The sequence below is a fragment of the Providencia sp. PROV210 genome (assembly GCF_028479445.1).
Lineage (GTDB): Bacteria > Pseudomonadota > Gammaproteobacteria > Enterobacterales > Enterobacteriaceae > Providencia > Providencia rustigianii.
In genome coordinates this window covers 116,709-137,936 of sequence record NZ_JAMPNQ010000016.1, presented here as the reverse complement: position 1 = coordinate 137,936, position 21,228 = coordinate 116,709, and the positions used below count along the sequence as shown (strand labels likewise).

Below are 21,228 nucleotides of genomic sequence, written 5' to 3'. Positions count from 1 at the left end.
TTTAACAATTAAATTTATTATTATTTTTTATCAATGTGAGTTATTGAGAAGAAAATAAAAGAGAAAGAAATTTTATTATTTGGCATTATTTTCCATTAATTTTGCCATTTGAATTGCTTCAATAATTTGTGCTCGATTAATTCGGCTACTATTGTTGTCGAGTAATGTTTGCCAGATATTAATCGCGGTAGCGTAGTTTGCATTCATAAATGCATCTGACGCTAATAACATGAGAGCGGTGACTTCATTTTCATCTAGACTCAGTGCTTTGTCTATCATTTTTTGCACATCATCCGTAAGCTGCTGTCCAGCTTGATAATATAATACGGCAGCAATAGCTGAATATAACTGTGCATTTTCGCCTGAATATTGTAAGGCATAACGGTAGGCTATTAAGGAATTTTGATAGCTATTTTGATATAAATAATATTCACCTAGCGTAGCCCATAGCTCGCTATTGTCAGGCGTCTGGCGAATATCGTCTTGCAAGCGTTGTAAGTCACGGGTCTCTTGTTGAAGAGGCGTAAAAGATTGCATGGGATCGGTCATCACTTGGTAGGACTCAAGTACTAATTGAAAACGAGGTAATGCAAAATAGCCTACCATGACAACGACTAAAATAAAGCTCATAAAAATATAATGATATTTAAACCATACAGATTTACTTAGTTCAGTATTTTTAATATCTAAAGGTAATAACTGACTTTCACTATAATCAGGATTATCAATCAATATTAATGAAGTTTCGGACTGATTATTTTTTTTCTTAAATAATCCGAATCGCCATAAAATAAATATTATAGTAATAATAGAGAGTAACGGTAGTAGCCATAATAATGATGTACCGAGAGAAAAGGGGGGATTGTATAATACAAAATTCCCATAGCGTTCGGTCATATAAGCGATAATCTGTGATTCTGTTTTCCCCTCAGCAACCATTTTAAAAACTTGATGGCGCATACTGACAGCGGTAGGGGCGTTTGATTCCAATAAATTTTGGTTTTGGCATTGTGGGCAACGTAGCTGAGAAGCAATCTGTAATGAGATTTCTTGTTCTTCAGAAGAGCTAAATTGCCATGTATCGACAATTTGAGCATGGACACTAAAAGTACAGATTAACAATAAAAGGCTAACAATGAACTTAACCATTTTTGCGTCCTCTACCCCAGCTAATCAATGCCCCAAAACACATAACGAAGCCACCTAGCCAAATCCATTGGATCCCATCTTGAACATAAAAACGCATAGCGTAACGATCAGAACCTGTTTTTTCCCCTAAAACCACATACCAGTTACGCAGCCAACCCCAATGGATCCCCGGCTCAATCATGAGTTGTTGTCGGGCTGAATATAAACGGCGCTCTGTAATGATATTAAACAGAGATTGATGATTTTGTTTAACCTGAATTAGCGCTTTTTCTGTGGTGTAATTCGATTCTGCGGCAAGTTGCAGCTGCTCAAATTTAAATTGATAACCCGCTAACGAGATAGATTGTCCAACGGAAATATTCAGGCTAACTTCATGTCGATTTGTGGCTGAAAGTAAAATACCTACAGCGAAGAGCAAAACCCCTGAGTGAGCCACTAAAGCAGGAAGTTTATCCTTTAGGATGGTGCCAAATTGGCGATAGAGTGATGCCTTGCTGTTGGTATTAATCGTTCGATAATGAATAGTGCTTGCGAGAATAACCAGCAACATAATCAAGCCAAACGGCAATAAGGCTTGATTGAAATAGGGCGCGCCTACCGATATTTTTCCTAACCCGAATAGCCCATAAATCATTGGGTAGAGTGTACCAATCAGCACAATCAATAGAACAATAGAAAATAGAATTAAGGCGAGTAATAAATAAATTTCTCGGGGTGCTTTTCTTTCTAAATGAGAGGGGGGAAATTTGGCTTTCCAGCCATAAATAAAGAGTGTGCCAAGGCTTAATACACTGAATAATAAAAACAGTGGAACCGCTCTGACATTATCTAAAGCAAACGCGTGAACCGAAACCAAGATCCCTGAGCGAACAATCAACGTACCGAGCAAAGCTAGAATGAGGGTCAATAGTGCCAATAACATTGACCAGTGGCGGTATAATCCGACTCTGCGGGTGATGGCTAAGCTATGTAATAGTGCGGTCGCCGAGAGCCATGGGAGCAACGATGCATTTTCGACGGGATCCCAAAACCACCATCCTCCCCAGCCTAATTCACTGTATGCCCACCAAGAACCCAGGATAATACCGCAAGTGAGTATGCACCAACTTGGAACTGCAAAACGCCAACATAGACGCCCAATCGCTTGGCTGGCATCGTCAGGCAAAATCGTTGGATAAGCGAGTAACCAAGCTAATACTAATGCCGCGACTAACATTAAGCCACTGTAGCCGAGATACAGTAAAGGGGGATGCAGGATTAATCCCCAATGTTGCAACATCGGATTGAGATCTCGTCCCTCAATCGCAGGTGGAAAGATCCGTTCAAAGGGGTCGGAATAAAAGACGATAAACAGCAATAATGCCACGCTCATGGCGGCTAATATGGCGAGTGTTAGTGGGAAAAATGAACTATTTTGCTGGCGATAACGCCAAGCGAATAACGTACTCCAACTGGAAAAAAAGAGTACCCACAGAAGTAAAGAGCCTTCATGACCACCCCAAACAGCGGCAATTTTAATCACTAAAGGAGATAAGCGATGGCTATGTTGTGCTACATAAACTACCGAGAAATCACTGTTAATAAAACTAAGTGTTAGGCAAATAAAGGCAATGAGAAGAAAAATAAATTGTAGAGACGTGCAAAGCACGCCCCGAGACATTTGACTCGGAGCGTGTTTGAATGCTCCCACAATCCCACAGAAGGCGTGGAAACTGGTGATACACAGTGCCAGTAGTAGGCTGATAAAACCTATTTCTGGAAGAAAAATTTCCAAATATCACCTTTACTTATTAACGGGTTAGGCAACGGTTAATTGACCTGCATATAACACAAAGAAGCGCAGGAAAAACACCCCGATTAAGCTAGCACCACTGACGATTAACACTCGAAAAGCTTGGCTACTGTTTTGTTGCCATTTTTTCAATGCCAGTGGGATCACGAAGCCAACACCTATAACGCCAATCCAGAACCACCAAGTCCAGAAGCCGCCACCAAGAGCTGCAACTAATGAACGTAGTTTTCCATCATCCCCTAGCGCTAGGCCAATAAAAAATGCGGCCAGTAAAAACAGTTCTAACCAGACGACGAAACCTTCAACTTTATGTAAAAAAGTGGTTTCTTGGTTATGAATATTTTTACGATAGCGTAGGGCGATAGTCATTAAACAGACCGCTAACCCCGATGAAATTCCAGAGAATAAGAATAAAGCGGGCAGTATTGGGTTGTTTAAGAAAGGATAGGACTTTAACGCGGATAATAAAAATCCAGTGTAGGCGCCAAGTAATACCCCAAGTACCAGCATTGCGATATCTAGCGTACGAATTGCTCGATTTAACATGGCGAGTAGACGAGGGATCAGGGTGAGTTTAGGTAACCATTTTTGTTGTAGCGCTATCACCTCTTTTTCATAAATTTTAGCCAGCCAGACCACTAAAACAGCCATATATACCTGAAATAGCATAACCCCCATCGACATCACGGAGGTTGGACTATAGTGGAACATTAACTTCCAGAATGTCCATGGACGGGTCAAATGGAGGATCAGGATCAATAGACCGAGAATAATGGTGCTTGGTGCTAAAACTAAAGTGACTCGCATAATAGTGCTGTCACTGCCAGCGGCGTTAGGATAATAACGGCGCATTAGAACTGCGAGTACGACTAAGCCTGCGGAGATACCGATCAAAAATAGATATACCGCAATTGGCCAGTCCCAAACTAAGGATTCAAAATGGAAAGCTGAAGCAGTTGTCATTGGCTAACCTCTCCATATTTAAAGGGAACTCGGTACATTTTAGGTTTTGTACCAAGAGCGATTTTGAATCGATAAGTCGGTTTTTGGCTTAGCATCAAGGAGACGGCACTGTTTGGGTCGTCTAAATTACCAAAAACCAATGCCTTAGTTGGGCAAGATTCAACGCAAGCGGGTTGCTTACCTTTTTTAAGATTAGTTTTACGGCAAAAGTCGCACTTATCTGCAGTTTTGTTTATAGGATGGATAAATCTGACACGGTAAGGGCAAGCCGCAATACAGTATTGGCAGCCTACACACAAGTCAGGGTTAACATCGACGATCCCCGTTGCTTTATCGATGAATGACGCGCCAGTAGGGCACACATCGACACAAGGGGCATGTTCACAATGCTGGCAAGAATGGCGGAAGAAACGATATTTGACATCAGGAAATTGACCAATCGGCTCACTACGAATAATGGTGAGCCTCGACACCCCTTCAGGCACTTGATTAACTTCACGACATGCATCCATACATGCGGTACAGCCAATACACAGATTTTCATCGTGGATCATGCCGTAGCGTACCCCATCAATCTTCATGGTATTGGCGAGGGATTGCCCCGCAATACCGCCTACCGCCGCCAGTGCTCCTGAATAAATAATGAATTGACGACGAGAACAACTCATGGCTGCTCCTTAAGCACATTGACCGCAGCAGGATTAAAATTCGGGTTATCCCGTTGGTCAGAGTGGCAATCAACACAAATTTTTACCCGACCTTTATCCGTCAACACTTTCATCGTATCTTGTTGAGGGTGAAGGTCATGACAGCTGGCACAGGCAACTTTGGTGACATGAACATCGTGTGGCCAGAATGCTTTTTGCAGTTGTTCCGGTAAGTGACAGGATAAGCAGACGCTATTTTGTTGCTCTACCGTGTACATTGGATTATTAAACCGCATGACATCCTTGACACCTTCGCGGTGATCAGGCCCCGGTTTACCATGACAGTTAGTGCAGGTCACGGGTAAATTGTTATTCGGGTTAATGACCTCAGCATGCGTACCGTGCATGCCTTCTTTATCGGGTTTATGGCAATCAAGGCAAGCTGCATCAGGGCTACGCTGCTGCGTCACCAACCAACGTCCATCTTTGGCAGCATCTTCCGCCATTTTCGGTGTCGCAGATGTAGCCATTGCCCATAACAAGCCTGATGCCAGCACCCCAGCAGTTAATAACGAACGTAGTACGCTCATATTCACTCCATTGGTTATCTCACCCCAGAATAACTGGGGTGATGTCGGTTATTTGGCTAACAGGTCGTTTTTACGTGCCTGTGCATCCCACTGTGGAACCACGGTTTTCAAAAACTCTTGTTTTTCGGCATTGATTTTTTGCATATCTAGGCCGATAGCTTGTTGAGCTTTTTCTTTCGTGGAGATATCTGGAATTGCAATTTCATGGGTAATTCCTTTAGAACCCAGTAAGCGCGCTAGTTTGGTACGGGCATCAGCGGCTTTATCCATCGCACCACCTAACATTCGTAAGCCTTCATCAGGAGCATGCATATGGATACCGTGCGAAGCGATAGCGAGATCCCAACGCCATTGAGCGTGGCGGATATCGGTTAAAATATCTTTCATCTCAGCATCCGTAGCGCCAGCATCCCAAGCGGCTTTGGCTTCAAAGTGAGCGCGCACTAACTGATCTTCCACTTTAAGCTTCATCTCTTGGATAGCTTTTTTACGTTCAGCAACGACCCCTTGTAGTTGTTCTTTACTTTGGGTATGGCAGCTACTGCAAGTTTGCTCAAAGTTATCGAATGGATTACCAATTTTATGGCTGGTGTATAGCTCGCCTTTTTCGTTTTGTAACTTAGGCATGTGGCAGTCAATACAAGTGACATTATTTTTACCGTGGATCCCTGCACTCCATGTTTCATATTCTGGATGCTGGGCTTTTATCATTGGTGCTTTTGATAGGGTGTTAGTCCAATCAGAAAAGGCGATATTGTCGTAGTACACTTCCATATCTTCGACTTTCGTACCGTTATCCCAAGGGAATTTTACGGATTTATTTTCACCAGAAAAATAGTATTCAACGTGGCATTGACCGCAAACCATCGATTGTTGGTCAAATCGACTGGCTTTATCGAAAGGTTTTCCGATGGTTTCCATAGCGCGTTCAGCGTAAGGACGTGACAGGGTTAATTCGGGTTTGCCTTTCGCAAACTCCGGAGAGTCTGTTTTATGGCAGTCAGCACAACCTAATACGTTAACAACTTCTGGACCACCTTTTGCCCATTTACCTTTAAAGTAGCCATCTTCGCCATGTTCCTGAATGAGTCTTGCGACATCAGGGCTTTTACAGCTCCAACATGCCATAGGAAGAGGCCCATCTTCAGCAGTCTTTGGTGCGCCTGTTCGTAATGTTTCTCGTACGTCAATAATCGCGTAAGCGTGACCTCGAGGTTTACTGTAGTCGCGGGAGAATGGATACCCTGCCCATAACACGACTAGGCGAGGATCTTCAGCAAGTGCATCTTCCCGTTGCGATTGTTCAGAAGTCGCTCTCCATGAATGATATTGATCTGGATGAGAAGCCTCGAAGGTTTCATTTCGAGCGTTAATTGTTGATGTAGTATCCTTAGTCGGAGTTTGTGCCTGAACAGAAGTAAATAGAAATATTCCTGCAAGCAAACTAAGTAAGTACAGTGCATTATTTCTTATCTTTGCCATAAGGGCCTCGAGTGAAGTAAGCCAGCCATCCCATTAGCTGTATTTATTTTTATATTTGATAACAATCGCACTATTGCTATCAGACAATAGCCAACTTATATAATTAACAAAAAACCACACTAAAAATATTGTTTTTGATCAATAGTTAATTTGAGTTTATTTTTTCGTGTCAAAAATTAATTAAAAATAAGTAAGATTAGTTATTTAAAAAATTATCTATTTTTGATTGTTAATTTTTATATTAAATAACTAGATAAGAATGGTTATTATTTTCTTTAACGGTTTTTTATGTCGTAATGGATTGATATTACATTGTATTTAATCTTAATTACTTAGTGGTGTAATTTTCATTGGTTAATTTTTGACTCAAAACATGCGTAATATCAAAAAAAGTAAATATAAATTTTCACAAAAATGCTCTTCATATACTACTTTAGTAGTATTAAATCAGATGAATTAAAAATAGTAATCTTAAAATTCAAGGTTAAATGCAAAAAACATATTTGCTAAATGTTAATGAATGATTATCAAACGACCTTAATTTGTTGTTTAAGAATATTTTTAGAATTTATTCATCAATAAAGTGGGGGACATCCCTTTTTTCCTAATAATAACGCCATCAAATTCATTACCTACTTGGTAGTATGTATTTTTGATAATTAGCTATTTAATATTCACGCTGAATATACATATAAAAATTACGGTTTATTAGTCTCTTTTAGCAGTTTTTGGTTGGGCAATGTAAAGGAAATAAACATGGTTGATATCACCCGTCGAGGAGTATTGACTGGCGCTTGGCGTAGTGCAGCCCCAGTAATTCGACCGCCATGGAGTGGTAGTGAGGCACGTTTTATTGAACTGTGTACTCGTTGTAACCAGTGTATCAAAAGTTGTGAAACGTCTATTTTACAACCGGGCCCTGGTGGCTATCCCATGGTTGATTTTCAGCGTGGTGAATGCACATTCTGTTATGCCTGTGCAGACGCTTGTCCTGAGCCTATTTTCCTTCCTCAAAATACCCAGCCTTGGAACATTACGGTTTCTATCGGGCAAAATTGTCTTGCCTATAAATACATAGAGTGTCGGCGTTGTGAAGACAGTTGCGAGCCGCAAGTGATCTCTTTCCCACCGTCGCTGTCAGGTATTTATCAGCCAAAAATCGAAATGCAGGGCTGTACAGGTTGTGGCGCCTGTGTAGCAGGATGCCCCGTATCAGCCATTACCGTGGAGCATGAAGATGCACAATAATTGGCAAGTTTGCAGCTTGATTGTTCAAGTAAAAAGTGAACGAATCCCCGCTGTAACTAAAGAATTAAATCAATTTCCTAACTGCGAAGTCGCTATTTCCTCTCCAGAAAATGGCAAATTAATTGTGGTCGTGGAAGGGGAAGATAGCAAAACGTTATTAGATACCATTGATTTAGCACGTAATATCGATGGTGTATTGGATGTTTCACTGGTTTATCACCAGCAGGATGAGCAATGTGAGGAAAAAGTATGAAACTCAGTCGTCGTAGCTTTATGAAAGCCAATGCGATAGCGGCCGCTGCTGCGGCGGCAGGCATTGGTGTACCAAGTATTGCGAAAGCAGTGGTTGGTCAACAAGAAAGTATCAAATGGGATAAAGCACCTTGCCGTTTCTGTGGAACCGGTTGTGGCGTTTTAGTGGGAACACAAAATGGACGCATCGTAGCGAGCCAAGGTGACCCTGAAGCGCCAGTAAACCGTGGTCTCAACTGTATTAAAGGGTATTTCCTGCCAAAAATTATGTATGGAAAAGACCGTTTAACTCAGCCGCTGCTGCGTATGAAAGATGGCGAATATGATAAAAATGGTGAATTTACCCCAATTACTTGGGATAAAGCCTTTGATATCATGGAAGAAAAAGTAAAAACCACCCTAAAAGAGAAAGGTCCTGAAGGTATCGGGATGTTTGGCTCAGGTCAATGGACTGTATGGGAAGGTTATGCGGCTTCTAAGTTATTCAAAGGGGGCTTCCGCTCGAATAACCTCGATCCGAACGCTCGCCATTGTATGGCTTCCGCAGTGGTTGGTTTTATGCGTACTTTTGGTATGGATGAACCGATGGGTTGTTATGATGATATTGAACACGCAGACGCTTTTGTGCTGTGGGGTTCAAACATGGCAGAAATGCACCCAATCTTATGGTCGCGTATTACTAACCGCCGTTTATCTAACCCTGATGTGCGGGTTGCTGTTCTTTCTACTTATAAGCATCGTAGTTTTGAATTAGCAGATAACGGTATTGTCTTTACGCCACAATCAGACTTAGTGATCCTTAACTATATTGCAAACTACATTATTCAAAATAATGCAGTGAATCAGGAATTCCTTGATAAGCACGTTAATTTACGTCGCGGTGCAACGGATATTGGTTATGGCTTACGCCCAACACATCCTTTAGAACAGAAAGCTAAAAACCCAGGTTCTGATGCATCTGAACCGATGACGTGGGATGAATATAAAGCGTTTGTCGCAGAATATACTCTCGACAAAACTGCCGAAATGACTGGCGTACCAAAAGATCAATTAGAAGATTTAGCGAAGTTATATGCTGACCCGAATGTGAAAGTAGTTTCTTACTGGACCATGGGCTTTAACCAGCATACACGTGGGGTTTGGGCAAATAACCTAGCGTATAACTTGCATCTTTTGACCGGAAAAATCTCTCAGCCGGGTTGTGGTCCATTCTCATTGACGGGTCAGCCATCTGCGTGTGGTACTGCCCGTGAAGTGGGAACTTTCTCACACCGTTTACCGGCAGACATGGTAGTGACTAACGAAAAACACCGTGAAAAAGTCGAAAATGTGTGGAAACTGCCTGCTGGAACTATTCCTGAAAAAGTCGGCTTACATGCTGTTGCCCAAGACCGTGCATTGAAAGATGGCAAACTCAATTTCTATTGGGTGATGTGTAACAACAATATGCAAGCAGGCCCGAACATTAATGAAGAACGGATGCCTGGCTGGCGTGACCCTCGTAACTTTATTGTGGTCTCTGATCCCTATCCAACGGTCAGTGCATTAGCTGCCGACTTGATTTTACCAACCGCAATGTGGGTAGAAAAAGAGGGGGCTTATGGTAACGCAGAACGCCGCACTCAATTCTGGCGTCAACAAGTACCGGCACCGGGTGAAGCAAAATCTGACTTAATGCAGATGGTGTTATTCTCTCGCCGTTTTAAAGCGGAAGAGGTTTGGCCTGAAGAGTTATTAGCGAAAAAACCAGAATATCGAGGCAAAACCTTGTACGACATTCTGTTTGCTAATGAATCTGTAACTAAATTCCCAATTACTGAATTGGATCCAGACCAACTGAATGATGAATCTCGCGAACTGGGCTTCTATCTGCAAAAAGGTTTGTTTGAAGAGTACGCAAGTTTTGGTCGTGGACATGGTCACGATCTAGCTGATTTCGATGCTTATCATAAAGCTCGCGGTATTCGCTGGCCAGTGGTGGATGGTAAAGAGACTCAGTGGCGTTACAGCGAAGGTAATGACCCATATGTGAAAGCGGGGCAAGGTTATCAGTTCTACGGTAAGCCAGACGGAAAAGCGGTTATTTTTGCATTACCGTTTGAGCCTGCGGCTGAAGTACCTGATGACGAATATGACTTATGGTTATCCACTGGGCGTGTTCTTGAGCATTGGCATACCGGTAGTATGACTCGCCGTGTGCCTGAACTACACCGTGCATTCCCTGAGTCTGTTGTTTTCATGAATCCACTGGATGCAAAAGCGAAAGATTTGCGTCGTGGTGACAAAGTGAAAGTGCTTTCTCGTCGTGGTGAAGTGCTGTCCACCGTCGAAACACGTGGACGAAATAGACCACCGAAAGGTTTGATTTATATGGCATTCTTCGATGCTTCTCAGCTAGTGAATAACCTCACGCTAGATGCAACGGATCCGCTATCTAAAGAAACGGATTACAAAAAATGTGCCGTTAAACTGGAAAAGGTGTAATTGCGTATGTCCCAGAAACCGGGTTCCCAGAATAGTCGCCGCCGTTTTTTGCGTGATGTTGCTCGCGCAGCGGGTGGATTGGCGGCTGTTGGTGTGGTACTGGGGCTACAGCAACAAACTTCCCGAGCGAGCGGAGTGCATCTTCGCCCGCCGGGAGCCTTAGATGAGCGTGCATTTGCTAATGCTTGTGTCCGCTGTGGCCAATGTGTACAGGCGTGTCCGTATGACATGCTGAAGTTGGCGACCTTAGCATCAGGTATGGCAGCCGGTACTCCGTATTTTATCGCCCGTGAAAACCCTTGCGAAATGTGTGAAGACATTCCTTGTGCCAAAGTGTGCCCAAGTGGTGCTCTGGATAAAGAAATTGCTTCTATCAATGATGCACGAATGGGATTGGCAGTGTTACTCGATCATGAAAATTGCTTAAATTTTCAAGGGCTAAGATGTGATGTATGTTACCGCGTTTGCCCATTGATTGATGAAGCGATCACATTGGAACTTGAGCAAAACCATCGAACCGGTAAACACGCGCGTTTCTTACCCACGGTGAACAGCGAATACTGCACAGGCTGCGGTAAATGCGAACAGGCCTGTGTGTTAGAAGAATCGGCAATCAAAGTCTTGCCAAGATCGTTAGCGAAAGGTGAGTTAGGGCATCATTACCGCTTTGGTTGGCTGGAGGGAAACAATGGCAAATCGTAAACACGATGCCGGACGTGAGGCTCTGGCAAAAAAAGGGTGGTGGAGAAGCCATAAATGGTTGGTATTAAGGCGCACCAGTCAGTTGCTTGTGCTCGCTATGTTTCTAAGTGGTCCATGGTTTGGTGTGTGGATCTTACATGGAAACTACAGCAGCAGCTTATTGCTTGATACTGTGCCATTAACTGATCCACTGATTACGTTAGAAAGCTTAGCAAGTGGTTACTTACCGGGAATCTCTGCGTTAATCGGTGCTGGGATTGTCTTCGGGGTATATGCCCTGTTAGGAAAGCGTATTTTCTGTAGTTGGGTATGCCCAGTGAATCCGATCACGGATGCGGCAGCTTGGTTGCGTCGAAAATTCGAATTTAATCAATCTGCGACGATCCCGCGTTATATCCGTTACGTTTTGCTGGTCATTATTTTAGTCGGTTCAGCGATTAGCGGTACATTATTGTGGGAGTGGATTAACCCAGTTTCACTGATGGGACGTAGCCTAATTTTTGGTTTTGGTAGCGGCGCTTTAGTTTTAATTGCACTTTTTTTATTTGATTTACTGGTTGTGGAACATGGTTGGTGCGGTCATCTTTGCCCGCTCGGCGCACTGTATGGTGTGGCGGGATGTAAAGGCGCACTGGTAGTGACAGCACATAAAAAAGAGCAGTGTAACCGCTGTATGGACTGTTTCCACGTTTGTCCGGAACCGCAAGTTTTGCGGACGCCGGTTCTTGATAAACAAGCCCCTGCACAGATCCTCGCAAAAGATTGCACCACTTGCGGTCGTTGCGTCGATGTCTGTGCTGAGGACGTTTTTAAAATAACACTAAAATGGAGTTCGGGAGCTAAATCATGAAAAACCCTGTCCTGAAAAAAACGTTAAGCCGTTGGATAGCGGGTATGGCCGTTGTTGTGAGCAGTTTTGCTTGGGCGGCTAATGGTGTCGATCTGACCCAATCACCCGAAGTGTCTGGCACTCCAGAGGGCGGCATTCATATTCCTAAAGAACAGGAAAAAATGGCGCTGAATTATGTTAACCAACCACCAATGATCCCTCATAGCGTGGAAGGCTATCAAATTACTACCAATACCAACCGCTGTTTACAGTGCCACGGTGTTGAAAACTACCGAACTACTGGCGCACCAAGAATCAGTCCAACTCACTTTATGGATGCGACGGGTAAAGTCTTAGGTGAAGTGTCGCCAAATCGTTATTTCTGTTTACAGTGTCACGTACCACAATCTGATACTGCGCCGATTGTGGATAATACATTCACCCCATCCAAAGGCTTTGGGAAATAAGGGGCAGATATGACGAATAAAAGTGATAAGCCGGGCATCATTCGCCGCGTCTGGCAGTGGTGGCGACGTCCTAGTCATCTAGCTCTAGGAACCTTGCTATTGATTGGTTTCGTGGGTGGTGTGATTTTCTGGGGTGGATTTAATACCGGAATGGAAAAGGCCAATACGGAAGAATTCTGTATTAGCTGCCATGAGATGCGTGAAAATGTCTATGAAGAGTATATGGATACTATCCACTATACTAACCGTAGCGGTGTGAGAGCGACTTGCCCAGATTGCCACGTCCCTCATGAGTTTGTGCCGAAGATGGTGAGAAAAATCAAAGCGAGTAAAGAGCTTTATGGAAAGATTTTTGGGGTCATTGATACACCGCAAAAATTCGAAGCTCATCGACTTGAAATGGCTCAAAATGAGTGGCGGCGTATGAAGGATAATAATTCTCAAGAATGTCGTAATTGCCATAACTTTGAGTATATGGATTTCACCGCGCAAAAAAGTGTGGCAGCCAAAATGCATGACCAAGCACTCAAAGACGGTAAAACCTGTATTGATTGTCATAAAGGTATCGCACATAAGCTACCTGATATGCGAGAAGTTGAACCGGGCTTTTAATTGAGTAGGCTAGTTGGCTTGAAAGGGGCAGCTAGCCTAAGTTATATTTGTGTTAAATCAATAAAGTTACGCTAGTTTTGTGTATTGTAGGTAGCATAAGCAAACCGCGTTATAGCGGGATAAATCGGGGCTATTAAACTATGTGGAAAAAGCTTCACCAACTTGCCATTCCAATGAACCTGTATCGATTATGCGGGCAATTAGCGCCGTGGTTTATTGTGTTAAGTGTGGTCTTTCTTGCGGTAGGTTGGATCTGGGGTTTTGGTTTTGCGCCCACGGATAAAACACAAAGTGATAGTTACCGGATCATATATATTCACGTCCCTGCCGCTATGTGGTCGATGGGGATTTATGCCACGATGGCAATTACCGCTTTTGTTGGCTTAGTCTGGCAAATGAAGGTATCCGAAGTCGCTATAGCAGCAATGGCACCTGTTGGCGCAGTGTTTACGTTTATTGCGTTAGTCACTGGCGCAACATGGGGTAAACCGATGTGGGGTGCTTGGTGGGTATGGGATGCACGATTAACCTCTGAATTAATTCTCTTTTTCCTGTATGTTGGGGTTATTGCCTTATGGCATGCTTTTGATGACCGCCGGACCGCAGGGAAAGCCGCCGCCATTTTAGTGCTTATTGGTGTGATTAACTTACCGATCATTCACTATTCTGTTGAATGGTGGCAAACTTTGCATCAGCCATCAACCCGTATGCAAGAAAGTATTAATCCTGCGATGCGTACGCCATTGCGTTTCGCGATTTTGGGATATCTCTTTTTGTTTATCTCCTTAACACTCATTCGTTTGCGTAATCAACTTTTATTGCTGGAGCGTAATCGTCCATGGGTTCTAGATATCGTGAATAAGAGAGGAAAAAAATAATGAATAGCGCCTTTGCCTCTTGGTCCGATTTTTTTGCCATGGGGGGATACGGATTTTATGTCTGGCTTGCAGTGGTTTTGACCATATTGCCTATTTTAGGCTTGTGTTTTCATACCTTTATCCAACGAAAAATGATTATCAACTCAATCATTCAGCAGCAAACGCGGGAAGCGAGACAAAAAGCTGCAAGAGTGCGTAGGGAGTCTCTATGAATATTCGTCGTCGTAATCGATTGTGGCTTATTTCATCGATAGTTCTTGGTGTAGGGCTAACCTTCTCTTTGGTGCTGTACGCCTTAAGTTCGAACATTGACCTATTTTATACTCCTGGCGAAATTATTTACGGTAAACGGGAAACTCAAAAAGTCCCTGAAGTTGGTCAGCGGTTGCGTGTCGGTGGCATGGTGATGCCGGGTTCTGTTGTCCGTGATCCCGATTCATTGAAAGTGACGTTTACCGTTTATGATGCTGAGGCTGAAATTGATGTGACCTATAGCGGCACATTGCCAGACTTATTTAAAGAAGGGCAAGGGGTCGTGGTTCAAGGGGAGTTAGAACCGAATAATCATGTATTAGCAAAAGAAGTGTTAGCCAAACATGATGAAAATTATACACCTCCAGAAGTCGAACACGCGATGCAAGAGAATCATAAACGACCAGAGGCAGTGTATAAGGACAATGCATCATGATCCCAGAGATTGGTAATATCCTGCTGTGTTTAGCACTTGGGATCGCCGTATTACTCTCTTTTTATCCGTTATGGGGGGTTGCCCGTAATGATGCTCGCTTGATGGGATCGTCCCGAGTGCTTGCATGGCTACTGTTTCTTTGTGTCACCGGGGCCTTTTTAGTTCTCATCAATGCCTTTGTGGTGAATGATTTCTCTGTCACTTATGTGGCGAATAACTCAAATACTCAACTCCCTATCTGGTACCGTGTTGCAGCAACATGGGGTGCTCATGAAGGCTCATTACTTTTATGGGTTTTATTGATGAGCGGCTGGACATTTGCTGTTGCCCTCTGTAGCCATCGCATGCCATTAGATATTGTGGCTCGCGTATTAGCGATTATGGGAATGGTGAGTGTTGGGTTTTTACTGTTTATTATTTTCACCTCAAATCCATTTTCGCGGACGTTACCGTCATTCCCGATTGAAGGGCGAGACTTAAACCCTCTGCTGCAAGATCCCGGACTAATTTTCCATCCACCATTATTGTATATGGGATATGTGGGCTTCTCTGTAGCATTCGCGTTTGCTATCGCTGCACTGTTAAGTGGACGATTAGATAGCTCCTTTACTCGCTTTGCTCGTCCTTGGACATTAGCCGCTTGGTTCTTTTTAACCCTCGGGATCATGCTAGGTTCCGCGTGGGCGTATTATGAATTAGGTTGGGGAGGCTGGTGGTTCTGGGATCCGGTAGAAAATGCTTCCTTTATGCCATGGTTGGTGGGGACGGCACTGATCCACTCATTATCCGTGACTGAGCAGCGCGCTACGTTCAAAGCATGGTCGCTGTTATTGTCTATTTTTGCTTTCTCATTGTGTTTATTAGGAACGTTCTTGGTGCGTTCCGGTGTCTTGGTTTCTGTGCATGCCTTTGCTTCTGACCCAGCTCGTGGGCTATTTATCTTAGCCTTTATGATACTGGTGATTGGCGGCTCACTGTTGGTCTTTGCTGTCCGTGGGCATAAGGTTCGTTCCAAAGTTAATAATGCACTTTGGTCGCGTGAATCTCTGCTATTGGGGAACAACGTGATCCTTACCGCCGCGATGCTGGTGGTGCTGCTAGGCACATTATTACCCTTGATTCACAAACAAATTGGTTTGGGAACCATTTCGATTGGCGAGCCATTTTTCAATACCATGTTTATCGCCTTGATGGTGCCATTTGCCCTGCTCTTAGGAATTGGACCGCTGGTTCGCTGGGGAAGAGATCGCCCAGCTGCGATTAAAAAGTTGTTAATCATGGCGCTCGTGCTGACATTGATCCTCTCTTTTGTGCTGCCTTGGTTAATGCAAGATCGCGTAGAAGCGTTGACGGTGCTGGGATTGATGATGGCGTGCTGGATTATCATTTTGGCCTTTGCTGAAATGAAAGTTCGCATTAGCAAAAAAATAAAACTCACACCAAGCTACTGGGGAATGGTTTGTGCTCACCTTGGTTTGGCGGTGACTATTGTCGGGATTGCTTTTAGCCAGAATTACAGTATTGAGCGAGATGTCAAAATGAAGGCCGATGATAGTGTGACTATCCGCGCTTATACTTTTGTATTTAATGGGGTGCATGAAGCCGATGGTCCAAATTACCAAGGGGTAATTGGAACACTGACCGTGAAAGAGAATGACAAGGTTATTGCAACATTACACCCAGAAAAACGATTTTACAGTACCAGCCGTGCGGTGATGACTGAAGCCGCAATCGATGGTGGTTTTGCCCGAGACCTGTATGCCGCATTAGGTGAGGAAATATCACCCAATGTTTGGACGTTACGCTTATATTACAAACCGTTTGTTCGCTGGATTTGGTCAGGTGGTGTGTTGATGTCGATTGGTGCGCTCTTTTGTTTGTTTGATCCGCGCTATCGTCGTCGTAAATCACAGGGGGAAACCGTATGAATCGCAAAATCTTTTTAATTCCTTTGGCTATTTTTGCGGTCATTGCAGCTGTCCTGCTGTGGCAGTTAGTCCGTAATGCCGAAGGGGATGATCCTCGTTTATTAGAGTCGGCATTGATTGGTAAACCGGTACCCGTTTTCCGTTTGGAATCCTTAGAAAATCCGGGGCAAGAATATGACTCCAAGGTGCTTATTCAAGGTCAGCCTATACTGTTAAATGTTTGGGCAACGTGGTGCCCAACCTGCCGTGCAGAACATCAATATTTGAACCAATTAGCCGCTCAAGGTATCCGTGTTGTCGGCCTTAATTATAAAGATGATCGCCAAAAAGCGATTGTTTGGCTGCGTGAACTGGGGAATCCCTATGCGTTGAGCCTATTTGATGGGCAAGGGATGCTTGGATTAGATCTTGGGGTGTATGGCGCGCCTGAAACGTTTTTAATCGATGGGCAAGGGATTATTCGTTATCGCCATGCCGGTGCTGTTGATGAACGTGTTTGGCAAAATGAACTTAAGCCTCTGTGGGATAAATACAGCAAGGAGAGTACGCAATGAGATATGTAATTGCCTTGCTGATGTGGGGATTGAGTGCGGGGATGAGTTTTGCAGCGACGGAGGTATTTACCTTCGACAATGAGCAGCAAGAGCAGCAATTCCGTAAATTAACAGAAGAGTTACGTTGCCCAAAATGCCAAAATAACAGTATCGCTGATTCTAACTCGATGATCGCCTTAGACTTGCGCCAGAAAGTGTATGAATTGATGCAGGAAGGGAAAAATCGAGATGAAATTGTCGATTATATGGTGGCGCGTTACGGTTATTTCGTCACGTATAACCCGCCATTAACCCCGCTGACTGTAGCCTTATGGGGAATGCCATTTATCGCTATCGCCATTGGCGGCTGGATTATTTTTGCGCGCTCGAAAAAACGCGTAAGAGTGAGTAAAAATAGTCAGCAAGATGATACCGAAACATTGCCGGAAGCGACACGAGCAAGTTTTTGGGTGTATGTTCCCGGGATCGTTATTGCGCTGGGTATTACGGGTGCAGCCTATTATCAAGTCGGTAACTATAAAAAAGTGGCTGACTGGAATGTGGCTTATCAGCAAGCCCCTGAATTATTGGATAGAGCGTTAAATGCCAATGAACTTCCTCTGAATAATGAAGAGATGGAGAACTTGGCGTTAGGGCTGAGAACACGCTTACAGGAAGATCCGCAGAATATTGATGGATGGGTGATGTTAGGGCGCATCGGTATGGTTCTCGGTAATGCGACAATGGCAACCGATGCCTATGGTCGAGCGTATCGCTTATCTCCAGAAGATGATGCTGTCGCATTGGGGTATGCTGAGGTATTAACGCGTTCATCAGATCCCAGTGACAATCAGGAGGGTAATGAGTTACTCAAAAAATTGATCGCTAAAAACCGGACGAATGTTAAAGCACTGAGTTTATTTGCGTTCAATGCTTTTGAACAAGAACGTTACCCTGAAGCCATTTCGGCATGGCAGATGATGTTAAAATTGCTTCCTGAGAATGACCAGCGCCGAGCTATAATCGAGCGCAGTGTCGAGCAAGCTTTAATGATGCTGCATGAGAAAAAAGGTGTCGCGGCAGAGAAATAATATTTCTACATTAACGATGATTGTTGACCATAACGGGAGCTTAGGCTCCCGTTATCCGTTGTAGCTAACCTCTTATGGTTAAGTGCAATCAGCATAAATATGACTCACTAGGTTTAAGTGCATAACAGTTAACGTTTTTGGCAAAAAACAATAACAACAAACATCCAATTAAGATACAATCCGCCCCTATCTATTCGTCGTGAAATCACGGGAAAACGTTGCACTTACGCCCCTTAATCAGACAATCTGCTGCTTATCTTGCATTGCTGGCTGTTGCGATGCTGTTTATCGCGCCATTGATTTCTAAATCAATGGAACAGATGAACAGCTGTGCAGAGAGCCATGGCGCAATGGCAGAGCATTCGATGTCTCAGCATCATGATATGCCATTGTCTGAGCATTGTGAGCAAGGCGGTGCTATGAACCACATGCTGATGGTCAGTGTTGGGCAATCCCCAATGGAAGATATCGCGTGTGGCTATTGCCAATTGTTGGTTAATTTCCCATTCCTGATTTTATTTGTTGCCGCAATTATTCGACAACTGGCGACACTAACCCTGTTTATTCCTTATGAACGCTGTATCCAATTGTGGGTATTTCGTCCTTGGTCGCTGCGTTTAGCGCGAGCGCCTCCGATTTCCTGTTTTATCTAATCGATTATTAAACAAAATAATATTCTGCTTTTGCTCTCAATGCGCAAAACAATTCCACTTATCTTGAATATCCGTTTTATGTTCAGGAGGCTCTGTTATAGGCATCTTTATGTGGATTGTAAACCAAGCTTCATTGAGAAGGCAGCGACAATAAATAGATAAATACAGGTTAAAAATGAACTCAAATACCTTTAATTTTGCGCCTATCGCAGCGCTTGTTATCACTGCAATCACCTCCATTTCAGCGGTGGCAGACAATGAGAAAAACCAAACGCCAATCACTAATAACTCAGTCATGATTGTGACTGCGCCGGTGGATTCTCCACTAACAATTTCAACGTCACCGAAAACACCAAGGCAGCCAGTGCCTGCCAGTGACGGCTCTGATTATTTAAAAACTATTCCTGGTTTTTCTCAAATTCGTAATGGAGGAACAAATGGCGATCCTGTGTTTCGCGGTATGTTTGGTTCGCGCCTGCGGATCATGACTAATGACAGCGAAATGCTAGGTGCATGTCCCTCGCGTATGGATGCGCCGACTTCTTATATATCACCGGAAAACTTTGATTTGCTTACCATGGTTAAAGGCCCTCAGACTGTTTTATGGGGGCCGGGAAACTCAGCAGGAACGGTACGTTTTGAGCGTGAGAAACCGATTTTTACCGAAGCCGGAATTCAAGGAAATGCCAGTGCGTTAACAGCGTCAAATCAACGTTGGGATGCTAATGCAGATGTCAGTGCTGGGAATGAAAAAGGCTACATTCGTATTATTGGGAATAAATCACGTTCTAACGACTATAAAGATGGTAACGGGGATAAAGTGCCATCGAAATGGGATAAATGGAATGCGGACGTGGCGGTCGGCTGGACTCCGGATGAATATACATTAGTGGAATTAAGTGCCGGTAAAGGGGATGGAGAGGCTCGTTATGCTGGTCGTGGCATGGATGGCTCTCAATTTAAACGCGAAAGCTTAGGTTTGCGCTTTGAAAAGAGCAATATTGGTGAGGTATTCGACAAACTAGAAGGCAATGTGTATTACAACTATGCCGACCATATCATGGATAACTATTCATTACGTAGCCCAACCAGCAACATGGGATCCGGTGGGCATATGAGTGGCGGCCATGGAAGCCATGGCATGATGAATATGCCAATGAAAATGCGAGTTGACCGTGAAACAATTGGTGGGCGAGTGATGGGTACTTGGCTATGGAATGATTATGAATTGCGCTCCGGTGCGGATATGCAAACCAATAAACATCGCAAAAATAGTAATAATATCTGGAAAAAAGATGCAGAATTTCAGGATTATGGCGTGTTCAGTGAGTTAACGTGGGCAACGAATGACCAAGGAAAAGTGATTGGTGGCGGGCGTGTGGATCGGGTTATTGTAGATAACTATACTGGAGTGGGATCTTCTGGGCGCAATACGGTGATGCCAGCTGGTTTTGTACGTTATGAGCATGCATTACCTAAGATGCCCGTTATGTTATATGCGGGGGTAGGGTATACCGAGCGATTCCCTGATTATTGGGAACTTTTTTCACCTAAAATGGGGCCGGATGGCAGTAAAAACGTCTTTGATAATTTGAAAACAGAGAAAACCACCCAACTAGATATTGGCGCAAAATACAGTGATGAGAAAACCAATGCTTGGGTATCTGCATACATTGGACGTGTCGATGACTTTATTCTATTCCGCTACAGTGCCACCAACGCCAAAATGAGCCAAGTGGAGAATGTGAATGCCATGATTATGGGAGGGGAGATGGGGGTAGGCTACCAACTTAGTGATGCATGGAAAGCGGATGCTAGCCTCGCATATTCATGGGGAAAAAATAGGACTGATGGTCAAGCGTTACCACAGATGCCTCCGTTGGAAAGCCGTTTAGGTTTGACATGGGAAAAAGGGGACTGGACGGCAACAGGACTGGTTCGTATGGTTAGCCGTCAAGATCGTGTGGCAATTAATGAAGGTAACGTTGTCGGTAAAGATTTCAGTGAAAGTGCTGGATTCACCATTTTTTCACTCAATACCGCGTATCGAATTAATGAAAGCATTAAATTAAGTGCAGGTGTTGATAACTTGTTTGATAAAACCTATAGCGAGCACTTAAATTTAGCTGGAAATAGTGGATTTGGATATTCATCAAATAGCCCTGTTAACGAACCGGGAAGAAATTTCTGGGCTAAGTTAAACCTAACATTCTAAGTCGCTATTATCGCAACCTAACAAC

The 21,228-nt window shown here is 43.7% G+C and carries 21 protein-coding genes; 15 read left to right on the top strand and 6 right to left on the bottom strand.

The window, feature by feature from the left end; all coding sequences use genetic code 11:
- Positions 1-75: 75 nt before the first annotated feature.
- Genes nrfF through nrfA form a run of 6 tightly spaced genes read right to left on the bottom strand, consistent with a single transcriptional unit; the run spans position 76 to position 6,623 of the window.
- The gene (nrfF, locus tag PR761_RS13550) at positions 76-1,149 is read right to left on the bottom strand and encodes a heme lyase NrfEFG subunit NrfF (RefSeq protein ID WP_006815078.1); all 1,074 of its coding nucleotides are present in this window, start codon (positions 1,147-1,149) and stop codon (positions 76-78) included.
- Positions 1,142-2,923 carry a heme lyase CcmF/NrfE family subunit gene (locus PR761_RS13545; protein WP_154610663.1) on the bottom strand — a complete coding sequence of 594 codons (1,782 nt, stop codon included), beginning with the start codon at positions 2,921-2,923 and terminating at the stop codon, positions 1,142-1,144. Before PR761_RS13545 ends, nrfF begins: the two co-directional genes overlap by 8 nt.
- 24 nt (positions 2,924-2,947) lie before the next feature.
- On the bottom strand, positions 2,948-3,904 hold the full coding sequence (gene nrfD, locus PR761_RS13540) for a cytochrome c nitrite reductase subunit NrfD (protein WP_006815076.1): 957 nt from the start codon (positions 3,902-3,904) through the stop codon (positions 2,948-2,950).
- A complete protein-coding gene (gene nrfC / locus PR761_RS13535) occupies positions 3,901-4,572 on the bottom strand; it encodes a cytochrome c nitrite reductase Fe-S protein (RefSeq protein ID WP_112837235.1) in 672 nt (223 codons plus the stop codon). The genes nrfD and nrfC overlap by 4 nt, the downstream gene beginning before the upstream one ends.
- Complete coding sequence (nrfB, locus tag PR761_RS13530) at positions 4,569-5,141, bottom strand: cytochrome c nitrite reductase pentaheme subunit (protein WP_006815074.1); 573 nt, start codon at positions 5,139-5,141, stop codon at positions 4,569-4,571. Before nrfB ends, nrfC begins: the two co-directional genes overlap by 4 nt.
- A gap of 48 nt (positions 5,142-5,189) precedes the next feature.
- Positions 5,190-6,623, bottom strand: coding sequence for an ammonia-forming nitrite reductase cytochrome c552 subunit (gene nrfA / locus PR761_RS13525; protein ID WP_006815073.1), 1,434 nt, complete (start codon positions 6,621-6,623; stop codon positions 5,190-5,192).
- A gap of 756 nt (positions 6,624-7,379) precedes the next feature.
- Between nrfA and napF the strand changes: the two genes are divergently transcribed.
- The 15 genes from napF to PR761_RS13450 all read left to right on the top strand — a co-directional run bounded on the left by napF (position 7,380) and on the right by PR761_RS13450 (position 21,203).
- Positions 7,380-7,871 carry a ferredoxin-type protein NapF gene (gene napF / locus PR761_RS13520; RefSeq protein ID WP_006815072.1) on the top strand — a complete coding sequence of 164 codons (492 nt, stop codon included), beginning with the start codon at positions 7,380-7,382 and terminating at the stop codon, positions 7,869-7,871.
- The gene (napD, locus tag PR761_RS13515) at positions 7,861-8,124 is read left to right on the top strand and encodes a chaperone NapD (RefSeq protein ID WP_039855161.1); all 264 of its coding nucleotides are present in this window, start codon (positions 7,861-7,863) and stop codon (positions 8,122-8,124) included. The genes napF and napD overlap by 11 nt, the downstream gene beginning before the upstream one ends.
- Positions 8,121-10,607 (top strand): nitrate reductase catalytic subunit NapA, encoded by a 2,487-nt coding sequence (gene napA / locus PR761_RS13510; protein WP_112837234.1) that lies wholly within the window; start codon positions 8,121-8,123, stop codon positions 10,605-10,607. The genes napD and napA overlap by 4 nt, the downstream gene beginning before the upstream one ends.
- Positions 10,608-10,613: 6 nt before the next feature.
- Positions 10,614-11,309 (top strand): ferredoxin-type protein NapG, encoded by a 696-nt coding sequence (napG, locus tag PR761_RS13505; protein WP_006815069.1) that lies wholly within the window; start codon positions 10,614-10,616, stop codon positions 11,307-11,309.
- Positions 11,296-12,159, top strand: coding sequence for a quinol dehydrogenase ferredoxin subunit NapH (napH, locus tag PR761_RS13500; protein WP_006815068.1), 864 nt, complete (start codon positions 11,296-11,298; stop codon positions 12,157-12,159). The genes napG and napH overlap by 14 nt, the downstream gene beginning before the upstream one ends.
- Positions 12,156-12,605 (top strand): nitrate reductase cytochrome c-type subunit, encoded by a 450-nt coding sequence (napB, locus tag PR761_RS13495; protein ID WP_006815067.1) that lies wholly within the window; start codon positions 12,156-12,158, stop codon positions 12,603-12,605. Before napH ends, napB begins: the two co-directional genes overlap by 4 nt.
- A 9-nt stretch (positions 12,606-12,614) precedes the next feature.
- On the top strand, positions 12,615-13,217 hold the full coding sequence (gene napC, locus PR761_RS13490) for a cytochrome c-type protein NapC (protein WP_006815066.1): 603 nt from the start codon (positions 12,615-12,617) through the stop codon (positions 13,215-13,217).
- Positions 13,218-13,357: 140 nt separating this feature from the next.
- Entirely contained in the window at positions 13,358-14,095 is a 738-nt protein-coding gene (locus PR761_RS13485) for a heme ABC transporter permease (protein WP_006815065.1), read from the top strand.
- On the top strand, positions 14,095-14,307 hold the full coding sequence (ccmD, locus tag PR761_RS13480; RefSeq protein ID WP_006815064.1) for a heme exporter protein CcmD: 213 nt from the start codon (positions 14,095-14,097) through the stop codon (positions 14,305-14,307). Before PR761_RS13485 ends, ccmD begins: the two co-directional genes overlap by 1 nt.
- On the top strand, positions 14,304-14,783 hold the full coding sequence (gene ccmE / locus PR761_RS13475) for a cytochrome c maturation protein CcmE (protein WP_006815063.1): 480 nt from the start codon (positions 14,304-14,306) through the stop codon (positions 14,781-14,783). Before ccmD ends, ccmE begins: the two co-directional genes overlap by 4 nt.
- Positions 14,780-16,711 (top strand): heme lyase CcmF/NrfE family subunit, encoded by a 1,932-nt coding sequence (locus PR761_RS13470; protein WP_154610662.1) that lies wholly within the window; start codon positions 14,780-14,782, stop codon positions 16,709-16,711. The genes ccmE and PR761_RS13470 overlap by 4 nt, the downstream gene beginning before the upstream one ends.
- Positions 16,708-17,265, top strand: coding sequence for a thiol:disulfide interchange protein DsbE (gene dsbE, locus PR761_RS13465; RefSeq protein ID WP_006815061.1), 558 nt, complete (start codon positions 16,708-16,710; stop codon positions 17,263-17,265). Before PR761_RS13470 ends, dsbE begins: the two co-directional genes overlap by 4 nt.
- Positions 17,262-18,335 (top strand): cytochrome c-type biogenesis protein CcmH, encoded by a 1,074-nt coding sequence (locus PR761_RS13460; RefSeq protein ID WP_115164601.1) that lies wholly within the window; start codon positions 17,262-17,264, stop codon positions 18,333-18,335. The genes dsbE and PR761_RS13460 overlap by 4 nt, the downstream gene beginning before the upstream one ends.
- Before the next feature lie 218 nt (positions 18,336-18,553).
- Complete coding sequence (locus PR761_RS13455) at positions 18,554-18,988, top strand: DUF2946 domain-containing protein (RefSeq protein WP_039855158.1); 435 nt, start codon at positions 18,554-18,556, stop codon at positions 18,986-18,988.
- A gap of 175 nt (positions 18,989-19,163) precedes the next feature.
- Positions 19,164-21,203, top strand: coding sequence for a TonB-dependent copper receptor (locus tag PR761_RS13450; RefSeq protein WP_039855157.1), 2,040 nt, complete (start codon positions 19,164-19,166; stop codon positions 21,201-21,203).
- The last annotated feature ends 25 nt before the right edge of the window (positions 21,204-21,228 follow it).